Origin of the sequence: Halomicronema hongdechloris C2206 (genome assembly GCF_002075285.3) — a bacterium.
Taxonomy (GTDB): Bacteria; Cyanobacteriota; Cyanobacteriia; order Phormidesmidales; family Phormidesmidaceae; genus Halomicronema_B; species Halomicronema_B hongdechloris.
The window spans coordinates 3,877,607-3,900,944 of sequence record NZ_CP021983.2; the positions used below are offsets into that span (position 1 = coordinate 3,877,607).

Below are 23,338 nucleotides of genomic sequence, written 5' to 3' on the forward strand. Positions count from 1 at the left end.
TACGAGTTCTTCAAACAGCCTAGAGCCCTTGAGACAATTGGATACCCTAGACGGCATACCCCTCACTAGAGGATGGGATCAGGCAAGTCGGACCTGACATGGTCAGAGTCATGGGTCGGCGTCTGCCAATCCGGGTGCTTTCATAGATTTCTCTATTGCTTATATCCATACAGTTATATCCATACAGTTATATCCATGCCCCAAGACCGCAGTAAGCATTGGTTTGTTTCCGCGTCAGAGCTTGATACTCCTGGAGGTGCCCAACTTCGACGCACCGATTCAGCGATCCAAGAGACGGATCAGCTGATTCCAGAAGGAGGATCCTTCACCCTCTCCTTAGAAAGCTTCTACATCTACGAAGGCCATGACGATGACGGCAGTGGTAATGATCTACTCATTCGCAGTCGAGTGCGCTACGGTGATGAACCGCGCACCGAAGTGATCAATTTCTTCGGTGCCGACATCCCTGCGGGCACCGTCAAAGATAACTTGGAATACGAGCACATCTTTGCGCGCCAAGACTACTCAGAAGAGGCCCGCATCTGGCTAGAAATCGAAGTGATGGAGATTGATAAGGGTCTGGCTCGAGATGACTCTATCCTGGGTGGCTTAGGGCAGGTCTACCGTGACTTTGGCGGTCTCTTTGCCACCCTAATTCCCTTTTCAGGTGTAGCTGCCTCTCTCATTGGTCGCCTGGAAAAATTGAATCGTGTTCGGGACCAAGACAAACAGATCTTTCTCAGCACCCTGGATTTGTACTCTAAGGTAGCAAGTTCTGGGGAGGCGCCGCTGCGTTGTGGTGCCTATGTATTTTTCAAAGATGAGGTGGAAGCGGTGCAGTATAAACTACGGGGGTTACAGCTAGAACGAGCTGCCCCTAACCAGCAGAATGTGCCGATCCGAGATGACTACCTGGTGATTAAAGTTGTCCCGACCATTGTCAAATCGGTCAGTAGCAGCGACAACCTACTGCAAAATCAGCAGGTGGCGACTATCCTCAGCCATCTGGATGAGGGGGAAAAGGCAGAGGCCAGTCGACGCAAACAGCATCTCAGTTATCTGCAAGACATTGTGCAGGGATCGCGCCAACTGAAGGATCTGGACTATTTCTACACGCTCAAGCGCCAAAAAGATTTAGGGAAAACGCTGAGCCAGCCTCAGGAGGAGCGGTTCTTTGAGATTGCCGATAAATTGAGTCGCTACATTCCCAACCTCTAGCCCAACCTTGAGGAGGAGATCGATGCTGGGCTGTTTCCGAAATAGGTAGCCATTATATTGATGCCTTTCTATAACCCCCTAGCCCCTTATTACCATGAACAGGACGCTGCAAATTTACAAGACCTTTCTGCTGGGCCTATTCATCGGTTTGGCCTATGCCCTACTGGTGAGTGGCCCGCCTGATGCTGTCTTGCCAGAGTGGTTTCAGTATCGGGTGTTTATTCTCACTTTCTCTGGTGTGGTTGGCGGTATTCTCTACACCGTCATGCTGGATGGCAAGATCGAGATGCCCTATATGAGTGAGGATGGTCGAGATTTGCAAATCGGCATCCTCGGGGATATTCTGCTGGGCATTTCCGGTGCCTATCTGTTAGATTTTGTCACTGACTACCCCAGTGACACGAGCCTCAGCAACTTCAATATTCTGTTGGCCGCCAAGGGTATTGTGGGCGGTTACGGAGCTAAGGCCTTGCTAAATATGGCTTTAGAGAAGGTACTGAAACGCATCCATCGCATGGAGACGGTAACCCAAGAGGCAGTCCAGAAGAAGCAGGAGCTGTCTCATCAGGTTGAGGAACTTAGCGATCAGAATCAATCTCTGACGGAGAGTGGTGAGCTCATCGATCAGGTGAATCTGCAGGTGAATGAAGGGCTGCCATCGCGCCAGCTGGCTGACCTAAAGCAACGAATTCGCTCTGCTTCGCCGGACGTGCGGCAGCGGATCTTCGGGTTGGTGAAAGAGATGCGCAGTATGAGCTGGCGTTCCCAGGGACTGCGCAACCGCACGACTCGTACCATTCCTATTTTTGAGGCGCTGGTGGCCAGCGATGAGAGGTATCATCCCTATCACGCCCAACTCGCCTTTGCCTGCAAAGACGCGGTCCCACCGGAATTGGACCGGGCCATTGTGGAGCTGGATCGGGCAATTGAGTTAAGGGGAGAGCAGGAGCAGGCTGCCACCTGGAAGTATGAATTGAATCGGGCCATTGCACGTATCGAAAAGGAATACAGCGAAACCGGCGGCGTCACCAGTGATCCCTCGCTGCGGGAAGCGATCCTCAAGGATCTGCTGGCGGTCACCCGCACCCATGGCCTGGCCCAGGTAATCAATCAGGCCGAGGCAGAACAGATTCCGACCCCGATCATGGAGTGGATCGTGCGCAATCAAGATTGGTTGCGATCGCACCCCGACACCCGCAACCTGATCAACGACGTGTTGCGCACGGTGCCCGGTCGTAATGCCATTGCGGCTGCTCCCAGCGGTCAGGTGAGTCCTCAGCGTGATGCCGGTAACGGTCCTAGCGTCCAGTCCGGCCCCCCTACCTCCGGCTCCACCATGAGTCCGCCGCCATCTCCGCCCTCTGATGGTGGAGTCGCCGTACAACCCAAGACGGCCAATCGCTGGGCCTTGGCCCTGGCCCAAGCCCCTACTAACGGGGCCTCAGACCGGACGGCTAGTCAAGACGGCCTCTCGGGCGGGCTCACCGCCTCCCATAAGATGGCCGAGCGCGATCTTCCTGAGGTGAAGCGCTTGGCCGAGCGCTTCCGTCAGGTGGGGGACCGCGCTGGCATTCCGCCGGCCTTGATTGCCGCCATCGCCAGCCGCGAATCTCGCTGCGGTAGAGTCTTAGACGCCAATGGCCGCGGCGACCACGGCAATGCCTTTGGCATCATGCAGGTGGATCAGCGCTATCATACCCAGGCCGGCAGTGACGGCGATCCAGCCAGCCTCGAGCACCTGAGCCAGGGGGTGGGCATTTTGGCCGATGGTCTGCGGCAGGTGGAGGCTAACCATTCTGATTGGGAAGATCCCTACATCCTCAGAGGTGCGATCGCAGCCTACAACTTCGGCGTCTCCAATGTGCGCACCAAGGCCGGCATCGATGAGGGCACTACCGGTGACGACTATAGTTCCGATGTCGTGGCCCGGGCCCAGTTCTTCATTCCCCATTTGCTGCTCACGCCGGTAACGGTCTCCGACCAGAATAACGGCCAGGCCGTCTGGTCGGTGGAGCGCATTGCCGAGACCCTGCAGACGGTAGAAGACGCCATTCCCATCGATGAGTGGGATGAGGCTATGGCCACCGCCATAAAACAGGGACTAGCCCGGCTCTACCTGTGGACTCCCGGTGCCGATCTGAAGCAGGCCTGGGCCGTCTTCAAACAGAGCATCTACCAGAGTGATCCCGACTACATCGGCCCCGGCAGCGTGCGGTTACTGCTGGATGCCCTCGGGGTCGACCATCCGGCCGCCGAGGAATCCGTCCCCGCCGAAGACACCCCCACCCAGACCAATCCGGACGCGGGGTCCCAGACCGGCACCTCCAAGCACCTGCCCCATTACAACCAGCTGGTCTATGAGAACGAGTACATCATTGCCGGCGTGCCCCTGACCTGGGGTGAGTGTACCAAGGGCATGAGCCGCTGGCCTACCCAGAAGTTGGAAGTGGACAATGGCCGCCGTCTAGCCAAGGTGTTCGGCGAAGTCCGGGCCGCCTTCGGCGAGCCCCTGATTATCACCTCCGGATTCCGTCCCGAGCCCATCAATCGTCGGGTCGGCGGGGTCAGCAACAGCCAACATGTTCCCTTTAAGGCCCTGGATATTCGCCCTCTGCGCAGCGCCAATAATGAAGGCTTCGCCCGGTTGCTGCAGATCCTGCGCAATAATCCCAAGGTGGTCGGCATTGGTCGCGGCCAACGCAAGGGCTTCTTGCACATGGATATCCGGGATGGCCGCCGGGTAGAGTGGGATTATTAAGCCAAGACCATGCAGAGACCGGGGCATCCGCAGTACCATAGGAGACTGCATCGCTGTTGTTTGCCGTAGACTCCATGACTGCCGACGCCCCTCGCCGCTATCACATCACCACCTTCGGCTGCCAGATGAACAAGGCCGACTCTGAGCGCATGGCCGGGATTCTCGATGCCATGGGGCTGCAATGGTGTGAGGATCCCCTGCAAGCCGATGTGGTTCTCTACAACACTTGTACCATCCGCGATAATGCCGAACAGAAGGTCTATTCCTACCTGGGACGGCAGGCCAAGCGCAAACACGAGCGCCCCGATCTGACCCTGGTGGTGGCCGGGTGTGTGGCTCAGCAAGAGGGCCAAACCCTATTGCGGCGCGTGCCGGAGCTGGATCTGATCATGGGTCCCCAGCATGCCAACCGCCTGCAGGATCTGCTGGAGCAGGTATTTGCGGGGGCTCAGGTGGTGGCCACCGAACCGGTGGACATCTTAGAAGACATTACCCAGCCGCGGCGGGATAGCACCGTCACCGCCTGGGTGAATGTGATCTACGGCTGCAACGAGCGCTGCACCTATTGTGTGGTGCCCAATGTCAGAGGGGTGGAGCAGTCTCGCACCCCCGAGGCCATCCGAGCCGAGATGGAGGTGTTGGGGCGTCAGGGCTATAAGGAGGTGACGCTGCTGGGGCAAAACATCGATGCCTATGGTCGCGACTTGCCCGGCACTACCGCGGCGGGACGTCACCAACATACCCTGACCGACTTGCTCTACTACGTCCATGATGTACCCGGCATCGAGCGCATCCGCTTTGCCACCAGCCATCCCCGCTATTTCACCGAGCGCCTGATTCGGGCCTGCGCTGAGTTACCCAAGGTCTGCGAGCATTTTCACATTCCCTTTCAGTCGGGGGACAATGCGGTGCTCAAGGCCATGGCCCGGGGCTATACCCATGAAAAATATCGTCGCATCATCGCCAAGATTCGCGACTATATGCCGCAGGCGGCCATCAGCGCCGATGCCATCGTCGGGTTCCCGGGGGAAACGGAGGAACAGTTTCAAAATACCCTACAGCTGGTGGATGACATCGGCTTTGACCAGCTAAATACGGCGGCCTATTCCCCTCGCCCCGGCACCCCGGCCGCCCTGTGGGATAACCAGCTGGATGAGGAGACTAAGTCAGACCGGCTGCAACGGCTGAATCGCCTGGTGGCGACAAAAGCAGCGATGCGATCGCATCGTCACCTAGGTCGCCTCGAAGCGGTGCTAGTCGAAGATCAAAACCCCAAAGATCCCACCCAAGTCATGGGCCGCACCCGCAGCAACCGTCTCACCTTCTTTAAGGGCGACCTGCAGCAACTCAAGGGTCAGCTGGTAACGGTCAAGATCACAGAAGCCCGCGCCTTCAGCCTCACTGGCGAGCCCCTAACAGAAACCGCAGCCGCCGCCAGCCGCCAGGCCCCAGACCAGGCTGCCGCCGTAGCGATGCCCTAATCCGCTACTCCCCAAAACTCCAAGAGCGCTTGGGCTCGCTCGGCCCCCTCATCATTTCCCTGGGCTCGATATAAATCTTGAGCCTGGCGTACCTGGGAAGCCGCCTGCCCCCGAGCCCCCTGCCCCCATAGGGCCAACCCCAGATTGTAATGGGCCCCCGGATTCTCAGGCAGGGCTGCCACCAGGCGACGATAGGACAGTACGGCTTGCAGGTATTCCTGCCGCTCCAGCAGCATCTTCCCCAGAGCCGCATGGGCCGGAATTAAGTCGGGATCAAACTCAACTGCCCGCCGATAATGGCTCAGCGCTGCTTCACGATTCCCCTGTTGCTCTAGCAACTCCCCCATGCGAAATTGAGCCACGGCATTATTGGGATCGACTTCCACGGCCCGGCGCACATGGTTTAGCACCTGTTGCTCATCGCCCAGATGGTCGTAAACATCCGCCAAACTCAGGTAAACAATACTGTTATTAGGGGCAAGACGCTGGGCTTGCTGCAAGAATCTCAGGGCTTCCTCGAAGTTTTCTTGCTTAATGTGCAGGGTGCCTAATGCTTCGTAGACTTTGACGTTGCCGGGGGCGATGTCAGCCAACTGCTCATATACCGTCGTCGCTTCCCGATAGTTCTCCATCTCCAATAACACACCGCCCAACCCCAAATAGGCATTCACCTCATTGGGGGCCATCTCGATCATCTCCCGGTAAACATCCGCTGCCGCCTGGTAGCGTTCGGCTTCGAACAAGCTGTGAGCCAACGCATAGCGAAAGGGGCGATTATCCGGAGCCAGATCGATGGCCTGACGGTAGGCTTGGGCTGCTGCCTCGAAGTTGCCCTGCTGCAGCTGCAGATAACCAATGCCAGAGAAAATACGGGCATTTTCCCGATCGATGCGGGCCGCCTGCTGATAGTAGTCGATGGCCCGGGCATAGTCTTGCGCCTCCACCCGTTCTTGACCCTGGCGCAGTAGCTCATCCACCTGTTCCTGCTGGGCCTCACTGAGGGAGGCTGTCTGCCCTTGGGCCAAATAGTCTGCAGTCACTATCCTGGCCGTTACCCCAGAGACGGTCTCGGTTAGCTCTCGGGCCTCGACCCCCGGAGGCAAGCCCTAGGGTTAAGCCCAAGACACTCACGGCAACTGCGTGGTGAAGATGGTGAGTCACGATGGAACCTCCGGGTGCGGTCGAGATAGGAAGGCTGACGCAGGCGATAGTGCTTTAGCTTCCTATTGTTAAGTTATGTGTTAACGATTCTACCAATAACTGTTCGTTGCCATCAGTAGCCAGACGCCTCGCTGCGTCTGATGACCCCCTAGTTCAGCATTTATTGGCAAAGAGGGCGGGTAGCGCTCGGGACACACCCGCTGGGGTTGATAAATCTCAGCCTGCCAGCCATAGGCGGCCAATAGCGGCCGGGGATCGTCACAGCCCCAGCGCCAATGGCGAATCACCCGCCCCCGATCCTGGTGTCGAGCTCGGCCAGCTGCGGCCAGCGATCCCAGGGTGACTTCATCCAGGCCCAGCTGGCTCTCAGGGGCACTCAGGTCTGATATGGCCTGTAATACCGCCTGCAGAGAGGACTCTGGCAGGTACATGGCTACCCCTTCCAGCAGCCATAGGGTAGGTCGCTCCCGCTGGTACCCTGCTCGTATCAGCGAGGTGATCCAGTGGCTGGCGGATTCCTCCAGATCGGCATCAATCAGGTGGTGGTCACAGGCGGGCGGCACCGGCCGCAGCATGGCAGTCTTGTAATTCAGCACCAGGGCATGATCTACCTCATAGAGCTGAGTACCAGCGGGCCAGGTGAGTCGCTAGGCCCTGGTATCGAGACCCGCCCCCAGAATCACCACCTGGGGAGTACGGCCCTGATGGCAGCTAGCCTGCAGCCAGGCATCAAAGAAATAGGTGCGGATAGCCACATAGCGAGTTCGCTTGCGGATAACCTCTGACAGGGGCCGTTGTTGTCGCTGGGCAGTGGCTTGCCATTGAGTCAGCAGGGCGTCGACCTCATGGCCGGCCAGACAAGTGGCATAGGGATCCTGAAATAGAGCAGGCTGGTGGGTTTGCTCAAAGATGCGCTTAGCCGCCACAATGCGAGCGGTGTAGGGAACGGGAGTGTGCGGCAGTAGGGACACAGCAGAGCAACGAAGTGTCAAATCAATAGAGGGGGACACTATCTCATGGTTGCCCTAGTTTAATTGTCTTGGCAATCATCTATGGTCGGCGCTTTAATGGCCCTTAGAGCAACTCCCCTGGGTCTCCCATGGCGGAACAGACTATCCTGGCTGCCTTGACTCCTAGCTTGCCAGCCCTCAGCTGACGAGTCAGCCCCTTGGGCTCGAGGCTCCAGTGTCAACGACATCCATTCCATTCGGCCCATGTCCGCCAGCGAACGCCTGCAGTTGATTCAAACCTTGAACCAACTGCCTGCCAGTCAATTTGAGGAACTCGTCATCGCCCTCAATCCGCCCGCGGGGATCTTGCCGCCTAATGTCGCTGCCCAAGGGCCGCGCCTCAGAGCTACTACACTGGGCCGAGGGACCGACGGACCCCAATTGCCCCAATTGCAAGCCATTTTGCAGCAGCTGTTGCCGGCTGATCAGTCGTTTCTAGATGGCGACAATCCGACCCGGCGTCGATGCCGTCCACCGGGCAGCTGTCTGTCTCAAGCGACGCTTTTACGAGCGCCAAAAGCTCAGTTAGAGGCGGCCCTGGCGGCGGTTGAGGCAGATTTAGAGACGGCACCGCGGCAAGTCGATCGCCTGCGTCTGGAAAAGGAGGCTGAACAGCTGTTGGACAAGATAGAGGCGCTGGATAATACCCTCAATGGCTAGGAGCATACACAGCACTGGTTAAGGGACTATGATGCAGCTCAATAGTCTAGGGACTCAGATTAACGCTCAATAGTGGTAGATCAGAAACAGCGACGACGAGACTTCTACACTAAACAGCTGGCCCAGCTAGAGGAAGAACTGGCTGCGGTGGAGTCTGATCTGGAGACGGCGGCTGGGGAGCGGGAGCGATTACGGCTGACGAAAGCCGCTGAGAGACTACTGGATCAGATCGATGAGCTAGAGGATAAGTTAGCTGCCTGTGATGCTGAGGCATCGGAGCCGGGGATACGCGATCGCAACTTCGAGAAGGCCCTGCAAAAAATCAACTTCACCCAAGCCAAAGACACCGCCGCCCGCCTCCGCCAGAAGCTTAACCAGCAGGGGGGAGTCGCGCTATTCTTCCTGCAGGGCAGCAAGCTGCAGATGGGCCACTTCTGCCTAGAAGAGGTGTTGCAGGTGATCTTGAGAGATCACATGATCGATGGTCAGGTGGTCGGAGCCTACCGCCGCATCTGCGTAGATCTCAACTCCACCATCTCCCAACTCAATGAAACCGAGTTTTTGATGCGGCTGGCCAGCTATTTCAATCTCGACCTAGCTGCCTCGTCAGACGACAACCTTTTATGCGAACAGATTCACGCCCAGATTCGCACCTCCATTGGCACTGGCACTACCCTTTTTCTAGAGATCAAGAGTCTAGATGAGCTGCTGGAGCGAGAAACGTTCCTAAAATGGTTTATCCAAGATTTCTGGCAGCCCCTGAGCGAGGAGGTTGCCGTGGCCTCCCAAGACGTCAAGAGCAAATTCATCGTGGCCCTGATCGCCGACAGCCAAATCCTATCCGACCATACCTCCCCCCAGTATCCCCAAGACGTTTTCTGCCAGGGAGACCGCCTCGACAGCGACAAGATCATCAACCTGCCCCTACCCAACTGGTCCGTTGACGACATTCAGACCTGGCTAGTCCGATTTCACCCCCTGTTGCCAAAGCTGCAGCAACAGCAAAAGACCGCCCTAACCCGAATGGCCAAGCAGATCCACAGAAACAGCGGCAACGGCATTCCCCAGAGCGTGTGCATTAACCTCCAGGAGCTATTTCAATGACTGCAGCCGAGCGCCTGACATTCCACGGGGATGGACGTGCCCCCACCGCTCCCCATCCGGACTCTCCAGAGGTACCGGAACCCTATCTGGTGTCTCAGCCCCTGCAGAAAGCCGTCAATCTGGCCATCTTCCTGAGACGCCCCCTCTTGCTGGAAGGAGATGCCGGCTGTGGCAAGACCCGTCTGGCCTACAGCGTGGCCTACGAACTGGGGCTGCCCCTCTACCGCTGGGACGTGCGCTCTAGTACCAAGGCCCAGGATGGGCTGTATGAGTACGACGCGATTCTGCGGCTCCACGATGTGGAAGTGCAGAAAGTCCAGGGCGCCCACCCTGCCACCCTTGATAACCCCCCAGACGAGGACGCGATCTCCCCGGAGCGTCGCCACCCCGGCAATCCCAAACACTATCGCCGGTTCGGCCCCTTGGGCAACGCCTTTCGCCTGCGAGATCGCCCCGCTGTCGTCTTGATTGACGAGATCGACAAGGCCGATCTGGACTTTCCCAACGATTTGCTGACGGTGTTAGATGACCCCTGGCAATTCACCATCCGCGAGACTGGCGAAACCATTACGGCTCACCCAGAGCACAAGCCCATCGTCATCATCACCAGCAATAAGGAGAAGGGCAACCTACCGGCCCCCTTTCTGCGGCGCTGCCTATATCGGTATCTAGACTTTCCCGATAGCCCCGAACAACTGCAGGAAATCGTGCGGCGCCACTATCAACATCGCCAGCAGACGACCCCGGCAGACCCGTTGGTGACGGCCGCCGCCGATAAATTTCTCAGTCAGCGGCGGCAGCGCAACTGGTTTAAGCCCCCCGGCACCAGTGAATTTCTAGATTGGCTAAAAGCCTTGCACCAATTTGAGGCCAAGCCCTATAGCGTGGCCCAACTGCAGCAGGATACAATTTTGCCCTATCGAGAAGTGCTGTTTAAGCGCCAAGATGATTGGCGTAACTCGACCCAGGCATCATGACCGCATTCGATCCCCAAGCGCTGGTGTTGCGTACCTTTCTGCAGTTGCGTCGCAGCAATTTCAAGCTGGGGGTGGCAGACTACATGGCCGCCCTGGACGCCGTTGCCGGCGGCTTCGGTGAGGATTTAGCCAGCCTGGAAGACACCCTGAAGCTGTTGTGGTGCCACTCGTTGAGTGAGCACAGCCAGTTCCAGCCCATCTGGCAGTCAGTGCACCGTCAAGTCAAGGCCAACCGCCAACCCAAGCCCCCCTTCCCCGGAGGACGCGAGGCCCCCTCCCGACCCCAAGAGACGGTCCCAGCCAGGCACCAGGCGTCAGAGCCACCGATGCTCCAACCGCAACCGCCGCCGCCCCCGCCCCGGCGAGCCGCCCTAGGCTCCCTGCCGGTGCAGGCCCCCAGCTTACTCAGCGGCGAAGAAGACACCATACCCCTGCAGGCCTACTATCCGATTTCACGGCGGTCCATGGTGTATAACTGGCGCTATCTGCGCCGCCCGGTGGCCGATGGCCCTCAGGATGTGTTGGATATCGATGCCACCATCCAGCAAGTGACCCGCCAGGGATTCTATCTGGCCCCCGTCTATGGCCGGCGAGAACGCAATCAGGCCCGATTGCTGTTATTCATCGATCACGATGGCTCCATGACGCCGTTTCACCAGTTCACCGGGGACCTGGTGGAGACCGCCCAGCAAGAGAGCCCCCTGGATGCCGAGAACGTCAACGCCGTCTATTTTCAGAATGTGCCGGCGGGGACTGTCTTTCGCGATGTCTACTTGACCCAATCGATGCCCTTGGCCGCCGCCCTGGGTAGCTGTGACCCCACCACCAGCGTGCTCATCGTCAGCGACGGTGGCGCCGCCCGGGGCTATCGTCTGCGAGACCGGGTGCGGAGCACCAGCCGATTTCTGCTGCAGCTGAAACGCCATACCAGCCTGGTGGCCTGGCTCAACCCCATGCCAAGGCGGCGCTGGGTGGGAAGCTCCGCCGAAATCATCGCCCACTCAGTCCCCATGTTTCAGATGGATAGCGACGGACTCAATAACGCCATTGATGTGGTGCGGGGGCAGCCCCTGAAGCACACCTACTCGGCATCTTGACCATGGCCGCCGCCCCCTCCCCATGGCCGGAACCCGCCGACAGGGTGGACCAGTTTGTGGCTCGCTTTGGCAATGAGGCCTATCGCTCCCTGGCCTACCATGCCGCCTTGCCCCTGGTGCTGACGCCGGAACTGGTGCATTACCTGCGGATTCAATGTTTGCGAGCAGACCATGTGCCCTGGGAAGCCGAGGTGGATCTGCTGCTGTCTGACCTCTGCCGCCAGGTGGGCTATGAGCTTTACACCATGGATACCCAAGTGCGGGCATACCTGCTGGCCGAAATTAAAGACGACCCGGTCTGGCAACATCGCCTGCAGGAAGTGGCCCAGGTATTGATCAGCTATGTCAGCTATTTGAGCCGCGTCGATCCCCAGCGTCGCCCAAGAGAGCTAGAGGCGCAACGACTGGCCGCCATGACCTACCTGGGAGATGAGCACTGCCAGGCAGCCGTGCAAGACATCGGCCATCGCTTCCAGCACTTGGCAGATCAGGCCAGGGCGGAGGGAGCATCAGACCAGAGCATCCGGGCGGAGCTGGCCTATCTGAGCCGTATCACTCAGGAACTGGCCCCCCAACTGACACGGCACCCAGAGCTGGTGGAGCTGGCCCAGCTGGTGCAACGACTACTGCGCCACCCAGAGGCGGTGACCCCCGCCGACAGGGCGCGCACATTTCGGGTGGGAGACGCTGACATCCGCCCCAGTGTCTTTCCCTTGAGATTCTCCTCTGGGGAAGACGAAACCACCCCGACGGGGATGCCCCCTTTAAGGACGCTGGAGTTTGAGACAGGCCAGTTCGTTCAGCCAGAGGCGGGGGTACCTGCCTTAGAGGCGCAAACGGTGGAGGTGGTGACCCTGGAGTTTGAGGAGGCCAATACAGATTCAGGCCCTATCTCAGGAGAGCCAACATTAGTTTTGGGAGTGTATGGATGGGATAAAGTAAGCGAGACCAAGACACCAAATGTGGAGTTAGACTGGCAAGAATACTGCGATCGTACTACCCGCCAAGTTCCAACTCCAGATACGTGGGATAGCATTCTATTTCCGCAGTTGCAGCAAGCAAAACAAACTCTGATTCAGATATCCTCCTCCCGATACATTTACCTCTTGGGAAATTGCCCCCTCACCATGAGTCTGGCCATTGGTTTTACATTTCCTTACGTGGCTGGATATAAGTTTCGTTTGAAGCAATTCACTGGCGGGGAAATGGCCTTTTGGGAGTCTTCTGCCTCCCCCTCTGAAGCCCAACTTGAGGTCATTCAAGAACAGGGCACAGGAGGAAGCAACCTTATCTTTGCCATTGGGATCAGCGTAAGCATATGGAAGGATGTGCAGCAGTTTCAGGAGAGGAATCAAGACCAATTCAATGCTTTAGTGTATGCTGAGCCAAAACAAGGGACAGGACAACGAACTTTAAAATCTGATAAAGATGCTGTGGCATTGGCACTTCATGCCAAGGAGCTGATGCATCTATGTCGTCAAAAATATGAAGCGGAAAGCATTCATCTTATTTTTGCTTGCCCAGCAGCCTTCTCCTTATTCCTAGGGCAGCGACTCAACGCCTTGGGATTGATTATGGCTTATGAACGAACTCAGGATGGCAGCTATCAAATCTCGGTAATACTGAGAACAGGCTAATTCTAATTCCTCCTAATCAATCCTGACACTTCAATGGGTGTCACTGCGTTTGCTGTCCTCTTGCGACGGGGACTCATCTTTCCAGGGTTCAATGGCCCTGAAGAGATACTCTCCGGCGGGGGTGCGTGTCATCCGTATCACGTACTGCCCACCGACAGCTATGCCAGACTTTGTAGGGCTATGGATGTGGAAGGCAAAGGTCTGACCAGAGAACTGCCCTGCCATGACGGCATCAACGTCTAGGACGGCCACCCACTTCAAGTGCGGGTGGGGACTGCGCTGTGGCCTTAGCGCGGTGATGACACCACGCAGCACCACATCTTCGTCATTGTTGTTATTGTCTGACATAGTGGGGTCCTCTCACGCTACCAGGGACTGCTCCATGGTGCCAGGAAGGTGACGGTGGATAGAAGACAGGGTCGGCGCATAGACAGCATCGGGTCCCACAGCTTTAGTAGAGCAACCGATAAGGTTCAAGGCTACGGACAGATACGATTCAGGGCAGCCAGGGCGGCTTGCAAAAACCGACGCTCCCAGCGGTAAGAATTCACCTCGTCCTGGGCCCAGTCGTGGCCGTCCTGCCACTGGGCTTCGAAGGCTGCTACTTCAGCGGGGAAGGTAGCCCGCAGGGTATCTAGCCGATTGGGGACTCCTGCCAGCCGCTTCCACTCGCGGAAGAAAGCTGATCCTTGAGCCCGCGCGATGTCATTCGTATGGCGAGCATGCATGGTCTCATGGACGAAGGTAGCTTTGTCATCGATGCGCTGGCAGGGATCAGCCGATGGCGGTGGTAGCGTAATTGTGCCACTGGCACTGGTGGAGCCAGCTACGGTAGTACCGGGATGGGCAGCATCGAAGCAGGCTTCAACATCAACGTTGGTCGGATTGGCCGGAACGTCACAGGCGGCATAGGTCGCCGCTGCAGTATTGGCCCAATTAATTCCATCCCGCACCTGCTGGCGGCATCCACACATACTGTGTGTGACGGGTAGTCCCCAGACTCTCTCGCTAGTAGGCGGCGATGGGGACTGTCGTTGGATTCTATGGCTGGATCCCTGGGCTGCCGGTTCAATCCTGTGGTCTCCATGCCTGGCAAGAGCACCACCTTGCTGCACAACATGGGCCAATTCATGGGCCATCAAAAAACGGGCACGTCCACTTCCTGAAGATAATCGGTCGTTATCCAAGACAACGTGCTGGCCCACTGTATACCCCTGCGCATTGATCGCTTGTGCTGACTCTGCCGCTTTCGCATCCGTGTGCACTCGCACTTGGCTGAAATCATGCCCAAAACGTGGCTCCATAAAGCTGCGGGTGTGGGCATCCAGGGGCTGGCCGGGTGAGCGCAATACTTCGTGGACGATGGGCAGTGCTGAAATCTGTTCCTCGTTGTTCGACTGAAGGCGCCGCAGTTGTAGGCGCATTGGTTTCTGCTCCGGTCGCTGTGCCTGACACTGGGGACAGCCACCACCACAGGCACAGGTGCGCTGCAGCTTGGGATCAGGCATGCGAATCACTTGGTTCGCAACACGATCTGCCTCCTGTTCATAGATGTCTCCAGGCTGGTCGATCGTGAGTTTCGTCTGTAGTGCTCCTGGATGTGGACGATGACACTGCGGGGGCAACTCATGCCGCTGGATCCGACTGGATATCGTAGGCTTGATCGCAGGCTTGGCAGATGTAATCTGCTGAGTTGCCCTTGATTTCTGTGCAAAAGTACCCATGGCCAATCCTCTGGTGGTTATTGAGTAGCCTGATGGTGAAGTTGTATGGTGGCAGATGCCTTTGGATTGTCATCCAAGTATCTACGGCATGGCCAACTCTGTCAAAACTTGCTCCCCTTGAGCCAGACTAAGCCCTTTGGGTTCTGAGGTTCCTAACCGTTGGAGGTTTAAGGTTTGCGTCATGGCTTCTTGCTCACCGACTATGGGGAATCACCGTGGGGCAATCCCAAGCGATAGACGGGGCCAACCCCCAGGGCATCGGCCCGATAGATCTAGCTCCGGGTATAGCGGGAGATGGCCCATGTATCGTGGGTCGTGCGATATTGTTATGCCAGGCAAATCCATTGATACCATTGGGTTTTAGTATGAGCCCGGAGCGTGGGTCGTGTTGCGGGCATAGGATAACCAGTTGTCGCCTGGGAAATGACCCGCGCTCCCCCGTGGGATGGCCATTGATTGTATGAGGGATACCCCATGGATGGCGGGGTGGGGTGTGCGATCGCATCATGGCCATAAATCTGTTGGCACGTGTTGCCCGGAGCATGGGGCCTTTCGGGGCCGGGGGATAACTAGTTGTCGAGTGGGCAATGACCCACGCTCCGATGTGGGATACCTTATCAGTAACCCATTGCCTCCCTGAGCCACTGTGGTAGAGCTGATACTCCGTAAAGAGCGTAAACGAGCTCGCTATTTTACCGAATCCCTGGGCGATCAGATTGGCCTGGATATGATATTGGTACCCGGCGGCACGTTCCTGATGGGTTCGCCAGAGGATGAGCCTGAGCGGATTGACCGCGAGGGACCACAGCATCAGGTGACGGTGCCTGCTTTTTTCATGGGGCGATATCCGGTGACCCAGGCTCAGTGGTAGGCAGTGGCCGCACTGCCTCAGGAATCGCGGCAACTAACTCCAAATCCTTCTAGGTTCAAGGGAGACAGTCGCCCGGTTGAGCAAGTCTCCTGGTACGACGCAGTGGAGTTTTGCGATCGCATCAGCCGTCATACTGGTCGCGCCTATCGGCTACCCAGCAAAGCCGAGTGGGAATATGCCTGTCGAGCCGGCACAGCCGCTCTGCCTATCGCTACAGCGATGATCCCCATGGAGCCTTCAATGATATTGGGTTTCGGGTGGTGTGTGTTGCCTGAAGTGCGATCGCAACATTCTCGGCTTGGCGGCAGACATGAGCACTCCTCTCTGGTTTCTAGCCAACCATTGCCAAGGGCCTGAGCATAACTGAGCGAAGGTGCGATCGCACCATTGCTGAAAACCCACCAGCAGTATGGCACCCCCCTTAGCAGCTGAGTAAGATGGGGACAACATCCCCCCACCGCTGCCGTGAAAGACTTTTTCATCAGTTACAACAGCGCCGATAAAGCCTGGGCTGAGTGGCTTGCCTGGGTGTTAGAGGAAAACGGATATACAGTAATCATTCAAGCCTGGGACTTTCGCCCTGGCGGCAACTTCATTATCGACATGCAGCGAGCGGCAGACGAGTCGACGCGCACCATCATGGTGCTCTCCGAGGTCTATCTGCAAGCCAAGTACACCCAGCCGGAGTGGGCTGCGGCATTCAAACAAGATCCTGAATCCCAGGAACATAGGCTGATTCCTATCCGAGTTGCACCCTGTCAGCCGACCGGAATGTTGGCACCGCTGGTCTATGTGGACTTAGTTGGCAAAAGCGAAGCCGATGCCGAAGCATCCGTGCTGGCCTCCTTGCAAAACCGAGCTAAGCCAGCGACGCGCCCCAGCTTTCCTGGAAAGACTCCGGGTGAGGAGCGAGTTGTCAAGAAAAAAGTTCCATTCCCGCCTGGAAGGTCAATTCGAGTGACTTGGCAACTTGTGCTTGACTATCAGCTTGAGAATACCTTTTTTGATCACGGTCGTGATATTGACAGGGTGGTTGATCGGTTGAAGCAACTCTCTGGAGATCAGCGCCTAGAGGATGTGGATAGAGTGTGCAAAAACGGCAGCACCTTCCTGACGCTTAAAGGAACAGAGGAGGGGCTGAGGAAGCTTCAAGCACTTTCTGAAACAGGACAGTTGGCTGAGATAAACGGAATACAAGTCGAACAAATCAACTTACCGCCTGACTCCTCTCAAACACCGCCGATAACGCAGAATCCTCCAATGACGAATGAATCGACGACGCTGACACCGCGAGAGCGCTTAGCCTTGAATCGTAAGATTACCGGGCTTACGACTCAGTCGTTTAACGAGTTGTTGCTACTGCTTGAACCGCCTGATGGAATAGTGCCGCCACCAACTGCACCTCAGGGCGATCGTACCTATGCCTTGCTGAGTTGGGCGCGAAGTACCACCGGCTGTGGCCTGGCCGCCGTGCGCGATGCCTTCAACGAGATTGCCCCTTCCCCTTAGCTGCCTCTTCGGATTCGGATGGCACTGCCCCGGAGAGGCCTTGGCTGGTGCCCCTAGACCGCAACCCCTGTTTTACTGGACGAGCGTCGATACTGGAGCAGATACGTCAGGCGCTCACCGCTAGAGGCACCGCCGGATTAACCCAGGTGCAGGCCATTGCCGGCCTCGGAGGTGTCGGCAAGACCCAAACCGCTCTGGAATATGCCTATCGCTACTACTGGGATGTAAACAGGGACGAGGCCTATCAGGCGGTCTTCTGGATTCGGTTAGATACAGAGCAAGCGCTTCAGAGTGGCTTTCAAGAGATCGCTGAAATGCTGATGCTCTGTGAGGCAGCGGTGAAAGAGGCGGACCAGATCGTGCGGGTGGTCAAGACCTGGTTAGCAGAGCACACAGGCTGGCTGCTGGTGCTAGACAATGCCGATGACCCCAGTTTTATCAGGAATTATCTGCCCAAGCGGGGACAGGGTCATGTGCTGATTACCTCCCGGGTGCAAGACCTGCAACGCCTGGGGGTGATTCAACCGCTATCGCTGGATGCCCTGAACCCTGAGGAGGCGGTGGCCTTTTTGCTGCAGCGGACAGGCCGCGAGGCTGCTAGCCAAGCAGCCCAGAGGGCAGCTGAGGCACTATCGGCGGAACTGGGCCATTGCCGTTGGCCCTGGAACAGGCTGGTGCTTACATGGTCACCACAGGTGCTGGCTTTCAAGACTATCTCGCCAGCTATCGGCATCGCCGTTTGGACCTGCTGAACCAAGCCGCCCCCATCATGGGCGACTATCCCGATTCCGTAGCCACTACCTGGAATATCAACGTTGAAGCGATAGCAGCGGAATCTCTGGCAGCTACCGATCTCCTACGGGCCAGTGCCTTTCTCCATGCCGACGGCATTCCCTACGACCTGATCGTGTCGGGAGCCAGGGAGTTAGGGGAGGCGATTCAGCAGCACCTGGCAGAGGTTGAGAATGACCCCCTGGCCTTTTTGACCCTGCTGGAACCCTTGAAGCGATATTCCCTGGTGCGCCCCGAAGCGTCGGAGCAGACCTACAGCGTTCACCGTCTGGTACAGGCTGTGGTGAAGACCAACCTGGGGGAAGCGGCTGCCAGACAATGGGCGGAGCGGATCGTGCGGGTGGTGACCCAGGCTTACCCCAATGCCGATGACTTCAACAACTGGCCGGAATGCCAGCGATTGCTCCTCCACGCCCAGGCGGCAGCAACCGCCGTCCAACACTACCGTTTTGACTTTTCCGAAGCCGGCCTGCTGCTGATTCGGCTGGGATTTTATGCCCAAGAGAGAGGGGAATACTCAACCGCTGACCCCCTTTACCTGCAGGGATTAGAGATATATAAAAAAGCCTTGGGCGATGAGCATCCCCATGTGGCCCTCAGCCTCAACAATCTCGCCTTTCTGTATAAATCGCAGGGCCGCTACGCCGAGGCGGAACCGCTCTATCAGCAGGCCCTGGCCTTGTGGCAACGGCTATTGGGCGACGAGCATCCCGATGTGGCCAGCAGCCTCAACAATCTCGCCGCACTGTATGACTCGCAGGGCCGCTACGCCGAGGCGGAACCGCTCTATCAGCAGGCCCTGGCGTTGCGGCAACGGCTGTTGGGCCAGGAGCATCCCGCTGTGGCCCTCAGCCTCAACAATCTCGCCGCACTGTATCGAGTGCAGGGCCGCTACGGGGAGGCGGAACCGCTCTTGCAGCAGGCCCTGGCCTTGCGGCAACGGCTGCTGGGCGACGAGCATCCCGATGTGGCCCTCAGCCTCAACAATCTCGCCTTACTGTATTATGCGAAGGGCCGCTACGCTGAGGCGGAACCGCTCTATCAGCAGGCCCTGGCGTTGGGTCAACGGCTGTTGGGCCAGGAGCATCCCGCTGTGGCCCTCAGCCTCAACAATCTCGCCGCACTGTATTATTCGCAGGGGCGCTACGCCGAGGCGGAACCGCTCTATCAGCAGGCCCTGGCGTTGAGGAAACGGCTATTGGGCGACGAGCATCCCGCTGTGGCCCTCAGCCTCAACAATCTCGCCGCACTGTATCAATCGCAGGGTCGCTACGCCGAGGCGGAACCGCTCTTGCAACAGGCTTTCCAGATTAGCCGAAACGCTTTAGGAGACAATCATCCCGACGTGGGCATTTGCTTGGGTAATTTAGCCTCCCTGTACGTTGCCCAAGGGCGTTATTCTGACGCGGAACCGTTGTTTCTAGAGGCGTTGAGCCTCTTTGTGCAGGCTGTAGGGCAAGACCATCCCTACACCACAGAGACGATTAATCGCCTTGCTAAGTTTGTCAGGACGGTTATTGAAGCAGGCCAGACTCAGCTCCTCTCTGACCATCCCGTCACCCAAGCCCTGCTCCAGCAGCTGCAGTCCCCGTCAGCCAAGGGCTCGTGAGTGGCCTGTCACCTCGACTCCGCTCGGTGAGCGGTTGTGGCTCGGTGACCAGTTGTGGCTCGGTGACCGGTTGTGGCTCGGTGAGCGGTTGTGGCTCGGTGAGCGGTTGTGGCTCGGTGAGCGGCTTGTCCTGAGCTGTGTCGCAGGGAGTCGAACCGAGCCTGTCGACAGTCTTCCCCAAATAGAATTCCCAGAGTCGAGGTTACCCTCTACCTGGATTCCGGGTGGCGCTGCGCTTGGGTTCCCCTCCATCCCCTAGGAAGTCTACTAAGTACACCCATCTCGGCCTCACCCCTTCAGTCCCCTCTCCCAAACATGGGCGCAGCTTGCTTCTCGAAGAGTGGGGGAGGCCATACACAGCCTTCCGGCTCCCCTTCTCCCGCTCTGGGAGTAGACCGAAGGGCGCGCGAAGCAGGAGTTGGGTGATGAGGGAAAAGCTCTAACCGCAAGGGTTTCAGGACTTATGTGTACCTAGTAGCCTAGGAAGTAGTAGCGAGTAACGGGTGCCAAGTTTAAGGAAACAGGGAACAGGAAAATGCCCCTCGCTCCCTTGCCGATGCGACGCGATTTATCACCACTAATCGACAACCCCTTCCGCGGGTCCAGGGCAGCGGTTTGCCCTGGTCGTAGGGGTCCGGGGGAAGCGAAATTCCCCCGGGCGAGCACTCCACGCGACACAATTAAGTGTGGCCTTACCGAAATCTACCACCACACCCTGACCAGCCTTGCCACAGCTCCAGGGCAGTCATTCAACCAGCCTGTCCTGAGCAACGCCGAAGGGCTCACCACAAAAGTGACCCACACCCCTATCATGTCTTGCCCGGAATGACGGGACTCGTTTCTACGGTTGTTCAGTTGCCTAAAAGACCCTCATTCTCGTCATTCCCGCGGCGGCGGGAATCCAGAGCGGTTAACCTCGGCGTCGACTCAGAGCCCTCCACCTGGATTTCAGGTGGCAATATGCCTGTCCATAATGATGGATAGTTGGTATCTGTCCGGCTCCCCGGCTCCCCTTGTGGGAGTAGGGGTTGGGGGAAGAGGGGGATCCATGGCGAGAAGTCTGGAACGTCAGTCATTTCCCTTCGTGAGGTGGCCCACACTCCCAAGGTAGGTCGCTCAGGGTAGAGGCGATCGCCCTAAGAGGCATGAGTGCTAACCTATTTGGAGGACAACGTACCTCACCTGTCTCAAGATCACGCTAAAAGAATCATCGGCTGAATGCTAAACGTCGTCACTTCTGTCAATGGCGTCACAATCCGGTTAACAGAAGAACGATGGAGTCATATTCTTGAGCAGCATCCCGAACTAGAAGGCTGCCAGACACTGATTTTAGCTACAGTGGAAAGTCCAGAGCGGGTTTTAGCGGGTGGTAATGGTCAACTGATTGCAGTGCAGTCCATCTCTGAAGGCAAGTGGCTGTTAGTGGTCTATCGAGAGATCGAGACTCAGGATGTGATTGAAGATGGCTTCATTGTCACTGCCTTTTTTAACAAGCGGTTGCGATATTTGGAGGGGAAGAAACAAATATGGCCCTAACTCAATCCATTGAGATTAGTCGTTATCTGAATATCGCTAAGGCCCTTCAAACCGTAGAACAGCGCTCCTGCTGGATGATGTTTGATGCCGAAGCCGACGTTCTATATATCAATTTTCAGAATCCTGCTCAAGCCGCGACCGATAGCGAAGTCACCGATGATGATGTCGTGATTCGATATATCGGAGACCAGGTAATCGGCTTAACCATTTTGTCAGTCAGCCAAAGGTAGGTCGACCCTTGCTTCCCCCTCTATTCCCTAGGAGGTAGTAGCGGTAATGGGTGCAAGGTTTAAGAGAACAGGGAAGAAGTAGAAGGGAACAGGCGAAAGGGGACAGGAAAACATCCCTCGCACCCTTACCGATGCGACGCGATTTTCAACGACCACTCAACCAGCCCGTCCGTAGGGTCCGGGGCAGTCATTCGACAAGCCTGTCCTGAGCAACGCCGAAGGGCTCACCACACAGGTGACCCACATCCCTATCGTGTCTTGCCCGGAATGACGGGACTCGTCTCTACGGTTGTTCAGTTGCCTGAAAGACCCTCATTCTCGTCATTCCCGCGGCGGCGGGAATCCAGAGAACCAACTATCACCTTATTCCTCGCCTCCAGAGGGAGCAGCCCCGAGAACACGTTCCATAGCCTCCTTCAAAGGATATCGACACAACTATCCTGACGAGAAAGCGCGTGTGATTGAGAATACTCGTTAATTTCTGTTCCCTATGATGACAGCTGATTGACTTCTTCCGGATATCTTCTGATTCTCAATATATGAAGTCAAATGAGTAGATAATCTTGGAACTATAGTAGAACTCTGCATTCGCGTCTTGACTAGAGAACTTGACGCAGTATGGGTAGTCCTGGGGCCTTGACTCAGAAACTATCTGGCGCCCAACCCCCTAAAGCTGGATAACGGTTGCTATAATGATTAGGCCAAATCCACGGGCGGATGGCGAAATTGGTAGACGCACCACACTCAAAATGTGGCGGCCTCTGGCCATGAGGGTTCGAGTCCCTCTCTGCCCATGTCCTTACTAGCCAGGGGCTTAGCGCCGCTAGGTCCTTGTCAGCTCAGGCCCATAGGAGGTGGCCATGGCACAACACCTAAAACGATGGGAATCGCCCCGGCGTCGAGGACGCAACCACAAGGGGCGCGGCGGCACCGCCCGACAACGGCAATACCGCAAGCAACAGCAGCAGTTACGCCAACGCCTGAAGTCAGCCGCCAACGACAAATCACCCCAGAAAGGAGAGGTCATCCCTCTCCTTTTTTAATGGCTAGTTTTAATGGCTAGAGATACTTCTGCAGCAGCAAGGACAGCTTAGTCTTGGTGGCTTCTGGGGCTTTGGCCAGGGGAGTGATCACCGCAAACTTCAGGGCCGAGTGGGCCTCAGACTCGGGGGGATTAGCCGCCAGGCGACGGACCGTTTCCTGAATCACCTGCTGGGCATTGGCGGCATTTTTCTTGAGGTTACCGATCACCATCTCTACGGTGACGCTGTCGTGACCGTCGTGCCAGCAGTCGTAGTCGGTGACCAGGGCCATAGTGGCATAGGCGATTTCGGCTTCGCGGGCCAGCTTGGCCTCGGGTAGGTTGGTCATGCCGACGACGGCGGCGCCCCAGCTGCGGTATAGGTGGGACTCGGCCCGGGTAGAAAAGGCAGGACCTTCCATGCAGACATAGGTGCCGCCCTGGTGCAGGGTAACCTCGGGTAACTCTAGGGATGCGATCGCATCGGCCAGCACCCCAGCCAGGGCTGGGCAGACCGGATCGCCGAAGCCGATATGGGCCACAATACCTTCACCAAAAAATGTCGACACTCGATTCTTGGTGCGATCAATAAACTGATCCGGCACCACCATATCCAGGGGCTTTACGGCCTCCTTCAAGGAGCCCACCGCCGACGCCGAGATCAGATACCGCACCCCCAGCTGTTTCATGGCATGAATATTAGCCCGGAACGGCAGCTCCGACGGCATCAACGTATGATTGCGGCCATGGCGGGCCAGAAACGCCACCCGGGTACCTTCTAGGGTGCCGACAATGATGGCATCAGAGGGAGGGCCAAAGGGCGTGTCTAAGCGAACCTCGCTGATATCGGTGAGAGCCTGCATCTGATACAGACCGCTGCCGCCGATAATGCCAATGGATGCCTGCTGTGTCATAGAAGTTGCTGTCTCTAGAGGTGCGGCTC

At 57.3% G+C, this 23,338-nt stretch carries 18 protein-coding genes, 1 tRNA gene and 2 pseudogenes; 16 read left to right on the top strand and 5 right to left on the bottom strand.

Translation table 11 applies throughout. The annotated features are described in order from the left end of the window. Positions 1–195: 195 nt before the first annotated feature. From XM38_RS17595 to miaB, 3 genes are all read left to right on the top strand, one after another. Positions 196–1,218: a hypothetical protein gene (locus XM38_RS17595; protein WP_080810290.1), complete on the top strand. Its 1,023-nt coding sequence runs from the start codon at positions 196–198 to the stop codon at positions 1,216–1,218. 94 nt (positions 1,219–1,312) lie between these two features. Beyond that, a complete protein-coding gene (locus XM38_RS17600) occupies positions 1,313–3,976 on the top strand; it encodes a D-Ala-D-Ala carboxypeptidase family metallohydrolase (protein WP_080810291.1) in 2,664 nt (887 codons plus the stop codon). 74 nt (positions 3,977–4,050) lie between these two features. Then, positions 4,051–5,457, top strand: coding sequence for a tRNA (N6-isopentenyl adenosine(37)-C2)-methylthiotransferase MiaB (miaB, locus tag XM38_RS17605; protein WP_088430548.1), 1,407 nt, complete (start codon positions 4,051–4,053; stop codon positions 5,455–5,457). On the opposite strand, the gene XM38_RS17610 is transcribed toward miaB, so the two are convergent. Both XM38_RS17610 and XM38_RS27160 read right to left on the bottom strand, forming a co-directional pair. Further along, positions 5,454–6,560: a tetratricopeptide repeat protein gene (locus XM38_RS17610; protein ID WP_088430550.1), complete on the bottom strand. Its 1,107-nt coding sequence runs from the start codon at positions 6,558–6,560 to the stop codon at positions 5,454–5,456. The genes miaB and XM38_RS17610 overlap by 4 nt on opposite strands. A 147-nt stretch (positions 6,561–6,707) precedes the next feature. Then, positions 6,708–7,628 (bottom strand): annotated as a pseudogene (locus tag XM38_RS27160) (class I SAM-dependent methyltransferase). 204 nt (positions 7,629–7,832) lie between these two features. Between XM38_RS27160 and XM38_RS17625 the strand changes: the two are divergent. From XM38_RS17625 to XM38_RS17645, 5 genes are all read left to right on the top strand, one after another. Next, a complete protein-coding gene (locus XM38_RS17625; RefSeq protein ID WP_088430556.1) occupies positions 7,833–8,288 on the top strand; it encodes a hypothetical protein in 456 nt (151 codons plus the stop codon). 72 nt (positions 8,289–8,360) lie between these two features. After that, positions 8,361–9,392, top strand: coding sequence for a hypothetical protein (locus XM38_RS17630; protein WP_080810303.1), 1,032 nt, complete (start codon positions 8,361–8,363; stop codon positions 9,390–9,392). Continuing rightward, positions 9,389–10,369, top strand: a complete 981-nt coding sequence (locus XM38_RS17635; RefSeq protein ID WP_088430558.1) for an AAA family ATPase — start codon at positions 9,389–9,391, stop codon at positions 10,367–10,369. Before XM38_RS17630 ends, XM38_RS17635 begins: the two co-directional genes overlap by 4 nt. Beyond that, positions 10,366–11,466, top strand: coding sequence for a VWA containing CoxE family protein (locus XM38_RS17640; protein ID WP_088430560.1), 1,101 nt, complete (start codon positions 10,366–10,368; stop codon positions 11,464–11,466). The genes XM38_RS17635 and XM38_RS17640 overlap by 4 nt, the downstream gene beginning before the upstream one ends. A 2-nt stretch (positions 11,467–11,468) precedes the next feature. Then, the gene (locus XM38_RS17645; RefSeq protein ID WP_080810306.1) at positions 11,469–13,103 is read left to right on the top strand and encodes an SAVED domain-containing protein; all 1,635 of its coding nucleotides are present in this window, start codon (positions 11,469–11,471) and stop codon (positions 13,101–13,103) included. A gap of 30 nt (positions 13,104–13,133) precedes the next feature. On the opposite strand, the gene XM38_RS17650 is transcribed toward XM38_RS17645, so the two are convergent. Beyond that, entirely contained in the window at positions 13,134–13,451 is a 318-nt protein-coding gene (locus tag XM38_RS17650; protein WP_088430562.1) for a hypothetical protein, read from the bottom strand. A gap of 131 nt (positions 13,452–13,582) precedes the next feature. Continuing rightward, a complete protein-coding gene (locus XM38_RS17655) occupies positions 13,583–14,827 on the bottom strand; it encodes an eCIS core domain-containing protein (RefSeq protein WP_088430564.1) in 1,245 nt (414 codons plus the stop codon). 646 nt (positions 14,828–15,473) lie between these two features. Between XM38_RS17655 and XM38_RS17660 the strand changes: the two are divergent. The 8 genes and pseudogenes from XM38_RS17660 to XM38_RS17695 all read left to right on the top strand — a co-directional run. Further along, positions 15,474–15,893, top strand: a pseudogene (locus XM38_RS17660) (formylglycine-generating enzyme family protein); the annotation flags it as partial. A 270-nt stretch (positions 15,894–16,163) separates the two neighbouring features. Continuing rightward, positions 16,164–17,207: a toll/interleukin-1 receptor domain-containing protein gene (locus XM38_RS17665; RefSeq protein ID WP_088430566.1), complete on the top strand. Its 1,044-nt coding sequence runs from the start codon at positions 16,164–16,166 to the stop codon at positions 17,205–17,207. Positions 17,208–17,254: 47 nt separating this feature from the next. After that, a complete protein-coding gene (locus XM38_RS17670) occupies positions 17,255–17,959 on the top strand; it encodes an NB-ARC domain-containing protein (protein ID WP_187329457.1) in 705 nt (234 codons plus the stop codon). Beyond that, positions 17,890–19,608: a tetratricopeptide repeat protein gene (locus XM38_RS27875; RefSeq protein WP_088430568.1), complete on the top strand. Its 1,719-nt coding sequence runs from the start codon at positions 17,890–17,892 to the stop codon at positions 19,606–19,608. Before XM38_RS17670 ends, XM38_RS27875 begins: the two co-directional genes overlap by 70 nt. A 1,218-nt stretch (positions 19,609–20,826) precedes the next feature. After that, a complete protein-coding gene (locus XM38_RS17680; RefSeq protein WP_088430570.1) occupies positions 20,827–21,144 on the top strand; it encodes a hypothetical protein in 318 nt (105 codons plus the stop codon). Then, the gene (locus tag XM38_RS17685; RefSeq protein WP_088430572.1) at positions 21,135–21,374 is read left to right on the top strand and encodes a DUF2283 domain-containing protein; all 240 of its coding nucleotides are present in this window, start codon (positions 21,135–21,137) and stop codon (positions 21,372–21,374) included. The genes XM38_RS17680 and XM38_RS17685 overlap by 10 nt, the downstream gene beginning before the upstream one ends. 711 nt (positions 21,375–22,085) lie before the next feature. Beyond that, a tRNA-Leu gene (locus XM38_RS17690) sits at positions 22,086–22,168 on the top strand. Between the two features lie 66 nt (positions 22,169–22,234). After that, complete coding sequence (locus tag XM38_RS17695) at positions 22,235–22,417, top strand: hypothetical protein (protein ID WP_080809862.1); 183 nt, start codon at positions 22,235–22,237, stop codon at positions 22,415–22,417. A 16-nt stretch (positions 22,418–22,433) separates the two neighbouring features. On the opposite strand, the gene XM38_RS17700 is transcribed toward XM38_RS17695, so the two are convergent. After that, positions 22,434–23,309, bottom strand: coding sequence for an S-methyl-5'-thioadenosine phosphorylase (locus XM38_RS17700; RefSeq protein WP_080809859.1), 876 nt, complete (start codon positions 23,307–23,309; stop codon positions 22,434–22,436). Between the last annotated feature and the right edge of the window lie 29 nt (positions 23,310–23,338).